We start from the raw sequence: 13,100 nt of genomic DNA on the forward strand, positions 1-13,100 counted from the left end.
TCCCATTAGGCTTGGTGTATGTCCTCCAATACCGGGCCGTTCTCCACAGGCCCAATCACCAGCGGACCGTTCTCGCCGGGGCCGGGTGACGATGCCGAAGAGCTCTCACCCGCCGAAAGGTACCGGGCCAGCGCGGAGCGGCGCGCGGAGGCCGCCACGGACCTCGGTGCCTTCATCCAGACCCTCGACTTCGAGCTCGATGACTTCCAGCGGCAGGCCTGCAGGTCCTTGGAAGGGGGCAAGGGCGTCCTGGTGGCCGCGCCGACAGGTGCAGGAAAGACCATCGTCGGGGAATTCGCCATCTACCTGGCCCTCAAGCGCGGCCTCAAAGCCTTTTACACCACCCCCATTAAGGCGCTCAGCAACCAGAAATTCACTGAACTCGGCGAGAAGTACGGCGCTGAGAATGTTGGCCTGCTGACAGGCGACACCAGCATCAACGGCGAGGCCCCGGTGGTGGTCATGACCACCGAAGTCCTCCGCAACATGCTTTACGCCGATTCGGCCACCCTGGACGACCTCGGGTACGTCGTGATGGACGAAGTGCACTACCTGGCCGACAGGTTCCGCGGAGCCGTGTGGGAAGAAGTCATCATCCACCTGCCAAGCGAGGTGCAGGTGGTATCCCTCAGCGCCACGGTGTCCAACGCAGAGGAGTTCGGTGCGTGGCTGGACACCGTCCGCGGCGACACGGACATCATCGTCTCCGAACACCGGCCGGTACCCCTGTGGCAACACGTCATGGTAGGCCGCCGGATCATGGACCTGTTCGCCGGCGAAACCACTTTCGATGAAATTGCGCCTGCGGTAGATGCTGCCGACGACGAACAGCCAGCAACCGTTAGCGGCAAGAACCGCAAAAAAGACACAAACCGCGGCTTCGACGTCAACCCGGAGCTCCTGACCGTTGCCCGCAACGAAGGCCAACAGGGCTTCCGGAGCAGGCCCGGCCGGGTGCAGCGCGGCCGGCGGGGCAACGACCGGCCGGTACGTCCTGCCGAACAGATGGGCGTGCGGCGGGCCAGCCGCCCCCAGGTCATCGCCAGCCTGGACCGGATGGACCTGCTGCCCGCCATCACCTTCATCTTCTCCAGGGCCGGCTGCGACGCCGCAGTGGCCCAGTGTGTTGCTTCGGGTCTGTGGCTGACCACGGAAAAGGAACAGCGGATCATCGCCGAACGCGTCGATGAGGCCGGCCATGACATTCCGCCGGATGACCTCGACGTCCTGGGCTTCTGGAGCTGGCGCGACGGACTGCTCCGCGGTTTCGCCGCCCACCACGCCGGGATGCTGCCCACCTTTAAGGAAGTGGTGGAGAAGCTCTTCGCCGACGGGCTGGTCAAGGCCGTCTTCGCCACGGAGACACTTGCCCTGGGCGTGAACATGCCGGCACGGTCGGTGGTGCTGGAAAAGCTCGACAAGTTCAACGGTGAAGCCCACGTGGACATCACCGCCGGCGAGTACACGCAGCTCACCGGACGCGCCGGCCGGCGCGGCATCGACGTCGAGGGGCACGCGGTGGTCCTGTGGCAGCCGGGAGGGGACCCGACGGCGGTGGCCGGCTTGGCGTCCAGGCGCACCTACCCGCTCAATTCCAGTTTTCGCCCCACCTACAACATGAGCATCAACCTGCTGGCCCAGTTCGGCCGTGCCAGGGCCCGTGAGATCCTTGAGTCCTCCTTCGCCCAGTTCCAGGCCGACCGGTCCGTGGTGGGCCTGGCCCGGCAGGTACGCAGCCGTGAGGAATCCCTTGCCGGTTTCGCCAAATCCATGACCTGCCATCTGGGTGACTTCACCGAATACGCACGGCTGCGCCGCGAGCTCTCGGACGTGGAAAACGCCGCGTCCCGCAGCACAACCCGGGCCCGCAAGTCGATGAGCGACGACTCCCTCGCCAGGCTCATGCCCGGCGACGTGGTGGACGTTCCCGGCGGCAGGGCACCCGGCCCGGCCATCGTGCTCAGCTCGGACCACAGCAGCAGGGAACCAAGGCCGGCTGTCCTGACCCTCGACAACCAGCTGCGGAGGATCGGCACGGACGACCTGGAGGGCCCCATCGCGCCCGTAACCCGGATCCGTATCCCCAAGTCTTTCAACGCCAAGGTCCCCAAGTCGCGGCGCGATCTTGCGTCCTCGGCAAGGAATGCCCTGCGCGAGAACCGGCCTCCCGCGCGGGGGCACAACCGCAACAACGATTTTGGCCTTGCCACTGCGCTTCCGGACCAGGAGAAGCGCATTGCCGAACTGCGGCGGGCCCTCCGCGCCCACCCGTGCCATGGCTGCAGCGAACGGGAAGACCACGCCCGCTGGTCTGAGCGCTGGTGGAAGCTGCGGCGTGAAACTGACAACCTGGTGCGCCAGATCCAGGGGCGCACCAACACCATTGCGAAAACTTTTGACCGCGTCTGCGACGTCCTGTCCGCCTACGGCTACCTGGACGCCTCAACTGACGGCCGGTTGACCATCAGCCCGGACGGACAGCGGCTCCGGCGGATCTACGGCGAGAAGGACCTCCTGATTTCCCAGTCGCTCCGCCTGGGCGCCTTCGGCGACCTCGACGCCGTCGAGGTCGCCGCCCTGGCCAGTGTGCTCGTCTACCAGGCAAAGCGCGAGGACCGCGGACTGCGTCCCCGGATGCCGAGCGTCTCCCTGGAAACGTCGGTGGACATCGTGGTCCGGGAATGGTCAGCGCTCGAAGACATCGAAGAAGCGAACAAGCTGCCGCTGACCGGTGAGCCCGAACTCGGCCTGGTGTGGCCCATCTACAAATGGGCGCGCGGGCGCCACCTGCAGGATGTGCTGAGCGGTACCGACCTCGCCGCCGGAGACTTCGTCCGCTGGGTCAAGCAGGTAGTGGACCTGCTGGACCAGATCGCCAAGATTCCGGGCCTCGAACCACGGCTTGCCCGGCTGTGCGGAGAGGCAATCAACCTGATCCGCCGCGGCGTCGTGGCCTATTCATCCGTCCAGTAAACGCACTGTCTGCCCCATCGTGCCGGGGCTGTTCCGGCACGCCCCTATGCGAGGAGCCTTTCGCCCATGACCACGTCCGGTCCAGAGTCCAATCACCGTTCCAAGGCAGTGCTCTACCGCAACGGATCCGTCTACACTGCTGCGGATCCGTTCGCCACGGCCATGTTGGTGGACGGCGATACCGTGGCCTGGGTGGGGTCCGAACAGGCGGCGTCCTCCATTGCTGATTCGAAGATGGACATCATCGACCTGCGGGGTGCCCTTGTCACGCCGGGGTTTGTGGATTCGCACGCGCACCTGACGGAAACGGGCATTGCCCTCGATTCCCTGAAGCTTGCATCCGTGAACTCCGCCCGGGAACTGCTGGACGCCGTTGCCTCAGCCGGCGGCAGCGGACCGGTGTTGGGCCACGGCTGGGACGAGACACAGTGGACCGACGCCACGTTGCCCACTGCTGACGAACTCGACCGGGCGGCCGGCGGCCGGTCCGTCTATCTGTCCCGCGTGGACGTCCATTCTGCACTGGTCTCGGGTGCCCTGGCACGGGAGCCTGGCCTGCAGGACGCAGAAGGGTACGACGGCGGTGCGCGAGTTTCGCGCGCGGCCCACGCGGCTGCCAGGCGGTCCGCGCGACGCCTGCCCGCCGACGTCCTTCGCGGATACCAGGCCAAGGCCCTGGCCGAGGCGGCAGCGAATGGCTACGTTGCCCTCGCCGAAATGGGTGCCCCGCACATTGGCGGCGCGGATGACCTGCGACTTGCGGCGGCATGGAATACCGCGGGTCCCGGAATGCCGGCACAACCGGAAGTCCTGCCCTACTGGGGCGAGCTGGCAGCAACCGAGGAACAGGCACGCAACCTCATATCGCAGTTCGGCTTCGATATCCGCGGTTTGGCGGGTGACCTGAACATTGACGGTTCCATCGGCTCACGCACGGCAGCCCTGCGCTCCGGCTACAGCGACGCGCCCGAAGAGCGTGGCAGCCTGTATCTGGGCATCGACGAAGCTGCGGCGCACCTCGCAGCCTGTTCACTGGCCGGCATCCAGGGCGGGTTCCATGTGATCGGGGACGCAGGCCTGGACACAGCACTGGCGGCGCTGGACCTGGCGGCCGAACAGGTGGGAGAGCAGCGCGTCCGCGCGGCAGGCCACCGCTTCGAACATGTGGAAATGACGGACGCCGAGGCTGTAGCCCGGCTGGCAAAATATTCAGTGACCGTCAGCGCCCAGCCGGCGTTCGATGCCGCGTGGGGCGGACCCGGCGGCCTGTATGGGCAGCGCCTGGGGGAGCGGAGCCGGTCCATGAACCAGTTCGCTGCCCTGTACTCCGCCGGTGTGCCCGTGTGCTTCGGCAGCGACAGCCCGGTGACTCCGCTTCGCCCCTGGTCGAGTGTGCGTGCCTGCCTGGAACACCACAACGACGGCCAGCGCATCTCCGCCCGCGCCGCGTTCCTGGGACACACCCGAGCCGGCTGGCGGGCCGCCAAGTACTCCGACCCCATGGCCGGACAGCTGGTACCGGGAGCACCGGCAAGCTTTGCTGTGTGGGAGGTCGAAGAGCTGATGGTCCAGGTGGCCGATGGCCGCGTCCAGTCCTGGAGCACCGATCCCCGGGCGCGCACACCGCTGCTGCCCGCCCTGGACACCGGGTCCGACCCCGCCTGCCTGCAGACGGTGCGGAACGGCGTCGAACTGTTCGCGAGCCCTGCCCTGCGATCCTGACCCAGCCACCCGTCCTATAATGGGTAGTTGCGCCAACAGGCAGCTTGCTTGCCGGCCGGTGCACCGACCGCTCCCACCAGGAAAGGCCCTCTGTGCGCGTCCTTACGATCATCCCCACCTACAACGAACTGGAATCGCTGCCCAAGACGCTCCAGCGCCTTCGGACCGCAGTGCCGGCCTCGGATGTGCTGGTAGTGGATGACAACAGCCCCGACGGCACCGGCCAGCTGGCCGACGCCAAGGCGGCCGAAGATTCCCAGGTCCACGTCCTGCACCGCCAGGGCAAGGAAGGACTCGGCGCCGCCTACATCGCCGGGTTCAAGTGGGGACTCGACGCCGGCTACGACGTGCTCGTGGAAATGGACGCCGATGGCTCCCACCAGCCCGAACAGCTTCCCCAATTGCTTGAAGCCGTGGAGCAGGGCGCAGACCTGGCCATGGGTTCGCGCTGGGTTCCCGGCGGAAGTGTGGTCAACTGGCCGCTGTACCGCCAGGCCATTTCCCGGGTGGGCAGCACGTATGCCCGCCTGATGCTGGGCCTGAAGATCAAGGACGTCACCGGCGGCTACCGCGCGTTCCGCAGGTCCACCCTCGAGAAGCTCAACCTGGACCAGGTTGATTCCGTGGGCTACGGCTTCCAGGTTGACCTGGCGTGGCGCGTGGCCCGGATGGGCCTGCGCATCGAGGAACGTCCCATCACGTTCGTGGAGCGTGAGCTGGGCGCTTCGAAGATGAGTGGCAACATCGTTGTCGAGGCCATGATCAACGTCACCAAATGGGGTCTGGCTGCCCGCTGGAACACCCTGGCCCGCAAGGCCGCGGCGAAGCGGTAGCCAGCGGCCCACCACAGCAGAAAGGAACTGCCCCGGCACCATGTGCCGGGGCAGTTCCTTTTCGTCGTGTCTGGCTCAGACTATGCCGAGCGGCGCTCTCCGCGGCGTTCGCGCAGGATGGTCAGCCGGTCTTCCAGGATCTGTTCCAGCTCCGGCAGGGAACGGCGCTCCAGGAGCATGTCCCAGTGCGTGCGCACGGCCTTGTCGTTGCTGGTATCGGGGCGTTCGCCGTCGACCAGCAGTGCTTCCTTGCCGGTCTTGGAAACCCACACCGGCGGGATCTCTGCTTCGGAGGAGAAAGTGACGAAGACCTGCTCGCCGTCCTCGCAACGGTATTCGACACGCTGGCGCGGAGCCGGCTCTACGCCTGACTCTGTCTCCATGCTCTGCGCGCCAAGGCGCATACCCCGCAGGCTGCGATCGCTCATGATTTCTCCCTCTGGTCGGTTCGCGGAATGGAAACCCGCGCTAGCCGGCAGCGTCTAAGCGCCGCCGGACTACTGTGTGCTCTGTGCTGCATCATAAGATTCAACGCATTCCGAAGCTTTGTTGTTCCAGCGGAACAATACCTGCCGGACAAATACCCTATTGTACGGGGTTCAGACACGTAGGGCCAAAAGAGGGGAGGAACCCATGCAGGTTCCTCCCCTCGTTGCCAGGACCGTAACGTCCCAGGTTTGATCAGGGCTCAGGTGTCCTGGCCGCCGTTTCGTCGAACAGGCCGCCCACTGCTGCGGGGTCTGGGTTGGTCCCGCCCAGGGCGCTGCCGATCCCCTTCAGCGCCTCGCCAACTTCACTGGGGATGATCCACAGCTTGTTGGACGTACCTTCCGCCAGCTTCGGCAGGGTCTGAAGGTACTGGTAGGCCAGGAGCTTCTGGTCGGGGTTGCCCTTGTGGATTGCGTCGAAGACTTTCTGGATGGCCTGGGACTCGCCATCGGCCTTCAGGATGGCTGCTTTGGCCTCACCTTCCGCCTTCAGGATGGCGGCCTGGCGCTGCCCTTCAGCGGTCAGGATTGCCGACTGCTTGGTGCCTTCGGCCGTGAGGATGGCGGCCCGGCGGTCACGCTCGGCGCGCATCTGCTTTTCCATGGAGTCCTGGATGGAGTGCGGCGGGTCAATAGCCTTGAGCTCTACCCGGGAGACCCTGATGCCCCAACGGCCGGTTGCTTCGTCCAGTACGCCGCGGAGCTGTCCGTTGATCTGGTCGCGGGAAGTCAGCGCCTCCTCCAGGTTGAGTCCACCCACCACGTTACGCAGGGTGGTGGTGGTGAGCTGCTCCACGGCCTGGATGTAGTTGGCGATCTCATACGTGGCAGCGCGCGCGTCGGTGACCTGGAAGTAGACCACGGTGTCGATGCTGACCACGAGGTTGTCCTCGGTGATGACCGGCTGGGGAGGGAACGAGACAACCTGTTCGCGGAGGTCCAACAGGGGGAGGAGGCGGTCCACGAACGGAATCAGGATGGTGAGCCCCGGGTTGAGCGTCCGCTGGTACTTGCCCAGGCGCTCCACGACCCCCGCCCGGGCCTGCGGAACGATGCGGACCGACCGCACCAGGACGATGATCACAAAGATGATCAGTACTACCAGCACGACGGCCAAGGCGGTGCTGCCTGCGTTATCCATACATTTCCTTCTTCCCCAATTGATAAAGCTGTGTCAGGTTCGTTCTTCGGCCGGAGGCGTCGCCGAAACCACGGCGGTGGCGCCATCGATGGCTGCGACGACCACCATCTGTCCGGCAGTGAGGATGCCGGCCGCGGAGCGTGCGCTCCAAATGTCGCCGCCGATTTTCACCAGGCCGCCGTCCGAGGTCACTGCCTCCATGACCACGGCCTGCTCACCGATGAGCCGGTCAACATTTGTCCGCTGCTCGGCGGGTCCTTTCTTCAGGTGGGCCAGGGCCACGGGCCGGACAAAGGCGACCATGAGCAGGGAGACAATGCAGAAGATGACGATTTGCAGCCACGGGTCCGCTCCGGCGAAATCGGACACGAGCGCAGCGAGTGCGCCGCCGCCCAGCATGATGAAGAACAGGTCGAGGGTGATCATCTCAACCACCGCGAACGCCAGGAATGCGGTCAGCCAGACGGCCCACCAGTTTTCACCCAACCACTCGAACACTGTGTTCCCCCTTCGTTACAAGGTCCTGACGCAGACCTTTGAGTAACTGTGACTTCCATCCTAGTCGGGCAGCGCAGGCGGGGTGCGGGCCCGGAGGACAAGACCGGGGATAGTGGCCAAGTCGTTACAGGCCGCTCTTTGGGCGGTACACCAGAACCCTGAACTTCGCGTCCGCCGCCAGGGGCTCGGGGCTGCTGGCCAGGCGATCTGCGATGGCGTCCCGGCCCTGGTGGTGCCCGGCGGGTCCCATGAACGCCAGGTCGGCCGCCTGCCGGCGGGTGAAGGACAGCGGGATATCGACGTCGGTAGCCGACTCTGCGTCAAAGTGCTCGGCCATTGCCGCGGCCAGGCGGGAGTCCTTCCCTTCCTCGATCCCCAGCATTCCGGTCAGCGCGGCAAGGGTGGACAGGTGACCCGCCCGTGGCGTGACTACGACAAGGCGGCCGTGCGGCCGCAGGACGCGGGCGAACTCCGGGGGGTTCCTGGGGGCGAAAATCACCGTCACCGCATCCACCGACCCATCGGCCAGGGGAATGCGCTTCCACACGTCCCAGACGAGGTTGACCGCCTCCGGATTGAGCCGCGCCGCCCGCCGCAGGGCAAACTTCGAGATATCGAGCCCCACAGCGTTCACCGCCCGGCCCTGCTCCGCGGCAGCGTCCAGCACGGCCCTCAAATAGTGGCCGGTACCGGTCCCGGAATCCAGGACGGCTGCATGGTCGCGGGAAAGGCAGGGCACGACGGCGGCTGCCACCTCGCGTGCCAGCGGTGCGTAGTGTCCCGCTCCAAGGAAGGTGGAACGGGCGTCGGCCATCTCGGCCGTGTCCGCTTCAAACGAAGTACCCTTACCCACCAGCATGTTGAAGTAGCCCTGCCGTGCCGCGTCAAAGCTGTGCCCGGAACCGCAGGCCATTCGGGCAGGTCCGGAGGGCGGGGTAGCTGCCTCCGCCAACGGCGTCAAACAAAGGGGGCACAACAACGGCAGGTCAGTGGGAAGGGGCATGGCTTCTATCTTAAGCGGCTAGGGCACGCTGATTCCGGCTGGGCCGTCGTTGAAGCCCAGGCCTTCCCTTGCCTTGGCGATCCCTGGCTCAGCCCAGTTGGCGGCGTACTCCGCGTTGCTGCTCAGCGATCGGAGCTGCGCCCGGTCCACGTAAAGGATCCCGTTCAAGTGATCCGTCTCATGCTGGACGATGCGTGCCTGCCAGCCGGAGAACTCACGCCGCTCCGCGCCGCCGTCGGGCCTGACAAAGTCCAGCACTACGGACTGCGGGCGTGAAACCACCGCCTGCAGGCCATTAAGGGAAAGGCAGCCTTCATAGAAGGCAGCGCGGTCCGGACCCGCGGGGGTGTAGGCGGGGTTCAGGATGGCCAGGAATTCCAAGGGAGCACGTTGCCGGACGGCGGCGGCCTCGTGGTCCACGTCGTACTGGTCCTCCAGCACGGCCAGCTGCAGGGGAATGCCGAGCTGTGGCGCTGCGAGCCCCACCCCTGGAGCCTCGTGCATCACCTGCCGCATGAGTTCAATGAGCCGGGCCAGCTGGTCCGGGCTGATTTGGCCGTCGAACGGAGCCGCCTTCTGCCGCAGCGCCGGATGGCCTGCCTGCACGATTGGCGGAAGGGTTCCGGAAGACAGGATGCGCTCCACGGTCTCGCGGATCTGCTCTGCGGTGAGGGCCGTGGGTGGTGCCGAGAGGGTCATGGTGAAAGCCTAACGGCCGGTCCCGGGGTCACCGCGCCTCCGCTAAGGTCTATTCCATGGCTGACGAAACCATTGTGCCAGTTGCACCCCCTGGGCCTGTTGAACCCACCACACCGGATGAAACCGCGGCGCCGGCAGGACCGGTGGACTGCGTCCTCGCGTTCATCCGGATCCTGGAAGCCGGCGGGGGAGCGGCGGAGATCAGGCCATACCTTGCTGATACGTTCACGCTCGTTGAGGCGCCCCACCTGCTGGCACCCGAGGGTTCCACCCGCACCCTCGAGGATGTCCTGGCCGGCGCCGACCAAAGTTCGCAGGTGGTGGCCAACCAGGAGTTCACCATCAGGAGGACAACCTGCGAAGGCGGACGCGTGGCTGTCGAAGCTGACTGGTCGGCAACCGTCCTGATGGACATCCGCTACTGGGACCGCGGTGAGACTATCCGGGCGCGTACCTCGTCGGTCTTCGAAGTCCGTGACGGGCTGATCATCAGCCAGGACAGCTACGACTGCTACTTCCGCTGACCCCGGGGTGCGCCGAACTCCTGCTGCATGGTGAACCGCCCGGCAACCCATTGGTTGATGGCAGGGGACGCCGCGGCCGCGCCGATCACTGAATTCCGCAATGCAAGGACCCGGGCAGGCAAGGGCCGGCCCAGCCGCATATTGATTTCGGCCTGCCGCCGCGCCCGGAGTGCCGCCTGGCGGCGGTCCCGCTCGTAACTGAGGAAGGCCTCCGGGTCATGCCTGCCGGTGACTGCCTGCACGATCAGTGGTGCCAGGGCCTCGGCGTCCAGCCAGCCCAGGTTCATTCCCTGCCCGCCGATGGGGCTGATTTCGTGGGCGGCGTCGCCCACCAGGATCACGCGGCCCGCCACGGTCCTGCGGGCCACCGATGACCTGACGCTGAAGGCGCTGAGCATGGTGTTGGTGGCGGGGTCCGGGCGGACTCCGGTCCGGTCCGCTACGAGCCGGGCCAGTTCCTCCGGGCTTGCGCCCCCGGCGGGTCTTCCCAGCCGGACCACCCAGCGGCGGACGTTACCCGGCAGTGGAAACGACTCGACAATGCCGCCGCTCTCCAGGAACAGCACGGCCCGGTCATCAAATTCCGGGTGGTCCGCGAAGTCACCCATCACATAGTGGTCCGGGTAGGTTTTCCGCCGGACGGGGACACCGATCAGGTCCCTGATCCTGGAGCGTGGACCATCCGCGCCGACCACAATCGACGCCCCGGACGTACTGCTCCCGTGCGCGGCACCACCGGCGGGCGTTGCCGACACACTTGCGCCGCCGCCGTCGTGCGCTACATCGTGTACCTCCATCCCCCTGACCAGCGCGTGGCTGTCGAGGGCCTTTACCTGTTCTTCCAGCAGCTCCTCGGTCCGGTACTGCGGCAGCGTAAGGACGAACGGAAAGGCCTCCGACACTCCGGAGAACGGCATGCGGCCCACGGTCCTGCCACGGCTGACTGCCAGTCCCGAACGGATGGTGACGCCTTCGGACACCATCCGGCGGGCGATGCCCAGCCGGTCCAGGGCAGCGAGGGCCGGCGGATGGATGCCAATGGCCCGGGAATGATGGTTCCTGGCGGCTCGCTGTTCCAGTACGCGGACCGTAACGCCCTGACGGAGGAGGATGGCTGCGAGGTACAGGCCCACCGGGCCGCCCCCGACGATGACCACATCCGCGTTCATGGCCGCCTGCGCAGTGCCAGCACCTGGTGGAACGCTGCACCGGGTTCCACTGTCCAGCCAGGGGGAGCGAGTGCGGACAGCTCCGCGGCCGTGTAACTGCGCCGGATCGAGGTCAGTCCGTCCTCCCGAATGAAAGAGTTCCGCAGGGGGAGGGTGGCTACGCCAAAAAGGGCGAAGGCCATGGGGCTCCGGCGCAGGTCGTTGTGCAGGGCCTTCCTGCGGGCGAGTACCTCCGAGTGGGCCAGCAGCCCGTTGAACTCCTCCGTTCCGAGATGGTGCAGCACGTGGTTGGAGATAACGACGTCGAACGCGGCACCTTCGCCGACCAGTTCGGCAGTGTGCGCCTGCCGGAAGTCCACGCCGCGGGCCGGCGGCCGGTTGAGGGCAAAGGCAGCAGCGCGCGGGTCCGGATCGATACCGGTGATCCGGACAGCCAGCCCGTCCCTGGCAGCCCAGCGGGCGAGCATGACGGCGAGGTCACCGCCGCCGGATCCGATATCAAGGATGCTGGCCGGTCCGGCCGACAGGACGGGACGCAGTTCGGTGACGTACAGCCGCCTCCACCCGGCCACGATCCTGTTGACCAGGCCGAACTGGCGGTAGGTGTTCTCCAGCTTTCGCGCATCGCAGTCCGGCAGGTCCATCTGTTCGAGCTCGCCTGCCGCACGCCCGTGCCAGATGCGCACCGGTTCAGGCCACCGGGGTTTCCTGCAGGAGTCCGTCATGCCGCGTGGCGATCACATCGTCGGCCGCCGCCGGCGCCTGCCGCAGCTTGGTCAGGAGCGCTGTTTCCACCGTCAGGCCGGGGCCAAACGCCATTGAACAGATTCGTTCGTCTCCCGGTTCACTGTCCTGTTCAAGGATGTGCCGAAGGACGAAGAGCACTGTGGCGCTGCTCATGTTCCCGTAATTGCGCAGGACTTCACGGGCAGGGACCAGCTGTTCGCCGGTGAGGCCCAACCGGGCCTGGACCTTATCCAGGATGCTGCGGCCGCCCGGGTGGATGGCCCAGTGCCTGATGCCGCTGTAGGGGAGTGCTTCGAGGTGGGGCTCGCGGGCAAGCAGCGGCTCCAGCGCGCCGACAATGTGATCGTCAATAATGTGCGGGACGTAGTTGCCCAACACCATCTCGAAGCCGTGGTCGCCGATGTTCCACGCCATGGAGTCCTCGCCAACCGGCGTCAGCACCGTTTCGAAGTGGTCGAGCTGCAGCAGGGCAGTTTCCTCCGCTGCAGGGTTGGCCGTCACGACGGCGGCCGCGGCGCCGTCGGCGAAGAGCGCCGAACCCATGATGGTGTCCGGGTCATTGGACGTCCGGACATGCAGTGAGCAAAGTTCAGCACAGACAACGAGGACGACGGCGTTCGGATCGGCTTCGCAGAAGAGCTTGGCCGCGCGGAGGGCCGGGAAGGCCGCGTAGCAGCCCATGAAGCCAAGGTGGTAGCGCTGTACCGAGGGGTCAAGGCCGAGCTCGCGAACGATCTTGTAGTCAGGTCCGGGGTTGAAAAAGCCGGTACAGGAGACTGTCACGAGGTGAGTTATGTCAAGTAAATCAAGGTCCGGGCAGGCTTTGACGGCGGCAGCGGAGGCCTCGACAAAGAGTTTGGTGGCTTCCCGGGCAAAGATGTCATTGCGGACCTTGGTACTGGGATTCAGGAGAAGTCCCGAATCCGGGTCATAGAACTGTGGATCCTCGGAGCGGAATGCGTTGGTGAGCTCATCGACGGCCGTGAACCTGGTCTCGATGGCAGCTGAATCGAAGCACGTGCTCACCAGCCGGGATCCGAGCCTGCTGAGTCCGGGCTGCGCGGCGAAAACGTCACGAGCCTCTGCCTGGATCAGCTTTGTTGCCGGAACTGCAGTTTCAAGTGAACGCACGTAGACCGTCATTGACCCATTCTTAACGAGCCCATGCACAAAGACAATGGCTCACAGGTTTGACCTGCGGAATTGCCGCTTCTGCCACTTTCCGCACATGTTCCTCTAACGCCGATAATCTACATTATGTAAAGTAGTACTCTGCGTATCTCATCAGATGAATCATCGTCGC

Annotated in this window: 12 protein-coding genes; 4 read left to right on the forward strand and 8 right to left on the reverse strand. The window is 65.7% G+C overall.

Annotation, left to right across the window (positions count from 1 at the left end; genetic code table 11):
• The first annotated feature begins 18 nt into the window (after positions 1-18).
• The 3 genes from UC32_RS11640 to UC32_RS11650 all read left to right on the forward strand — a co-directional run bounded on the left by UC32_RS11640 (position 19) and on the right by UC32_RS11650 (position 5,528).
• The gene (locus UC32_RS11640; protein ID WP_045731380.1) at positions 19-2,973 is read left to right on the forward strand and encodes a DEAD/DEAH box helicase; all 2,955 of its coding nucleotides are present in this window, start codon (positions 19-21) and stop codon (positions 2,971-2,973) included.
• A gap of 66 nt (positions 2,974-3,039) precedes the next feature.
• Positions 3,040-4,695, forward strand: coding sequence for an amidohydrolase (locus tag UC32_RS11645; RefSeq protein WP_045731381.1), 1,656 nt, complete (start codon positions 3,040-3,042; stop codon positions 4,693-4,695).
• A 92-nt stretch (positions 4,696-4,787) separates the two neighbouring features.
• Positions 4,788-5,528, forward strand: a complete 741-nt coding sequence (locus tag UC32_RS11650) for a polyprenol monophosphomannose synthase (RefSeq protein ID WP_045731382.1) — start codon at positions 4,788-4,790, stop codon at positions 5,526-5,528.
• A gap of 80 nt (positions 5,529-5,608) precedes the next feature.
• Here the strand turns inward: UC32_RS11650 and UC32_RS11655 are convergent, their stop codons facing one another.
• From UC32_RS11655 to UC32_RS11675, 5 genes are all read right to left on the reverse strand, one after another.
• Positions 5,609-5,956, reverse strand: a complete 348-nt coding sequence (locus UC32_RS11655) for an RNA polymerase-binding protein RbpA (RefSeq protein WP_013600997.1) — start codon at positions 5,954-5,956, stop codon at positions 5,609-5,611.
• A 253-nt stretch (positions 5,957-6,209) separates the two neighbouring features.
• Complete coding sequence (locus UC32_RS11660; protein ID WP_045731383.1) at positions 6,210-7,157, reverse strand: SPFH domain-containing protein; 948 nt, start codon at positions 7,155-7,157, stop codon at positions 6,210-6,212.
• Positions 7,158-7,190: 33 nt separating this feature from the next.
• The gene (locus UC32_RS11665) at positions 7,191-7,655 is read right to left on the reverse strand and encodes an NfeD family protein (protein WP_045731384.1); all 465 of its coding nucleotides are present in this window, start codon (positions 7,653-7,655) and stop codon (positions 7,191-7,193) included.
• Positions 7,656-7,779: 124 nt separating this feature from the next.
• Positions 7,780-8,658, reverse strand: a complete 879-nt coding sequence (locus UC32_RS11670) for a methyltransferase domain-containing protein (RefSeq protein WP_045731385.1) — start codon at positions 8,656-8,658, stop codon at positions 7,780-7,782.
• A gap of 18 nt (positions 8,659-8,676) precedes the next feature.
• The gene (locus UC32_RS11675) at positions 8,677-9,357 is read right to left on the reverse strand and encodes a peptide deformylase (RefSeq protein WP_045731386.1); all 681 of its coding nucleotides are present in this window, start codon (positions 9,355-9,357) and stop codon (positions 8,677-8,679) included.
• A gap of 56 nt (positions 9,358-9,413) precedes the next feature.
• Here UC32_RS11675 and UC32_RS11680 point away from each other — a divergent pair, with 56 nt between their 5' ends.
• Positions 9,414-9,881, forward strand: a complete 468-nt coding sequence (locus UC32_RS11680; RefSeq protein ID WP_235423653.1) for a nuclear transport factor 2 family protein — start codon at positions 9,414-9,416, stop codon at positions 9,879-9,881.
• Here the strand turns inward: UC32_RS11680 and UC32_RS11685 are convergent.
• Genes UC32_RS11685 through UC32_RS11695 form a run of 3 tightly spaced genes read right to left on the reverse strand, consistent with a single transcriptional unit; the run spans position 9,869 to position 12,940 of the window.
• Complete coding sequence (locus tag UC32_RS11685; RefSeq protein WP_045731387.1) at positions 9,869-11,050, reverse strand: FAD-dependent oxidoreductase; 1,182 nt, start codon at positions 11,048-11,050, stop codon at positions 9,869-9,871. The genes UC32_RS11680 and UC32_RS11685 overlap by 13 nt on opposite strands.
• Positions 11,047-11,694: a class I SAM-dependent methyltransferase gene (locus UC32_RS11690; protein WP_045731449.1), complete on the reverse strand. Its 648-nt coding sequence runs from the start codon at positions 11,692-11,694 to the stop codon at positions 11,047-11,049. The genes UC32_RS11685 and UC32_RS11690 overlap by 4 nt, the downstream gene beginning before the upstream one ends.
• Positions 11,695-11,740: 46 nt before the next feature.
• Positions 11,741-12,940, reverse strand: coding sequence for a type III polyketide synthase (locus UC32_RS11695; RefSeq protein WP_045731388.1), 1,200 nt, complete (start codon positions 12,938-12,940; stop codon positions 11,741-11,743).
• Positions 12,941-13,100: the final 160 nt, after the last annotated feature.

Origin of the sequence: Pseudarthrobacter chlorophenolicus (assembly GCF_000962805.1) — a bacterium.
GTDB classification, from domain to species: Bacteria; Actinomycetota; Actinomycetes; order Actinomycetales; family Micrococcaceae; genus Arthrobacter; species Arthrobacter chlorophenolicus_A.

Coding starts and splice junctions, on each gene's coding strand:
- UC32_RS11640 (WP_045731380.1), top strand. CDS start 19: ATGTCCTCCAATACCGGGCCGTTCTCCACAGGCCCAATCACCAGCGGA.
- UC32_RS11645 (WP_045731381.1), top strand. CDS start 3,040: ATGACCACGTCCGGTCCAGAGTCCAATCACCGTTCCAAGGCAGTGCTC.
- UC32_RS11655 (WP_013600997.1), bottom strand. CDS start 5,956: ATGAGCGATCGCAGCCTGCGGGGTATGCGCCTTGGCGCGCAGAGCATG.
- UC32_RS11660 (WP_045731383.1), bottom strand. CDS start 7,157: ATGGATAACGCAGGCAGCACCGCCTTGGCCGTCGTGCTGGTAGTACTG.
- UC32_RS11670 (WP_045731385.1), bottom strand. CDS start 8,658: ATGCCCCTTCCCACTGACCTGCCGTTGTTGTGCCCCCTTTGTTTGACG.
- UC32_RS11675 (WP_045731386.1), bottom strand. CDS start 9,357: ATGACCCTCTCGGCACCACCCACGGCCCTCACCGCAGAGCAGATCCGC.
- UC32_RS11680 (WP_235423653.1), top strand. CDS start 9,414: ATGGCTGACGAAACCATTGTGCCAGTTGCACCCCCTGGGCCTGTTGAA.
- UC32_RS11685 (WP_045731387.1), bottom strand. CDS start 11,050: ATGAACGCGGATGTGGTCATCGTCGGGGGCGGCCCGGTGGGCCTGTAC.
- UC32_RS11690 (WP_045731449.1), bottom strand. CDS start 11,694: ATGGACCTGCCGGACTGCGATGCGCGAAAGCTGGAGAACACCTACCGC.
- UC32_RS11695 (WP_045731388.1), bottom strand. CDS start 12,940: ATGACGGTCTACGTGCGTTCACTTGAAACTGCAGTTCCGGCAACAAAG.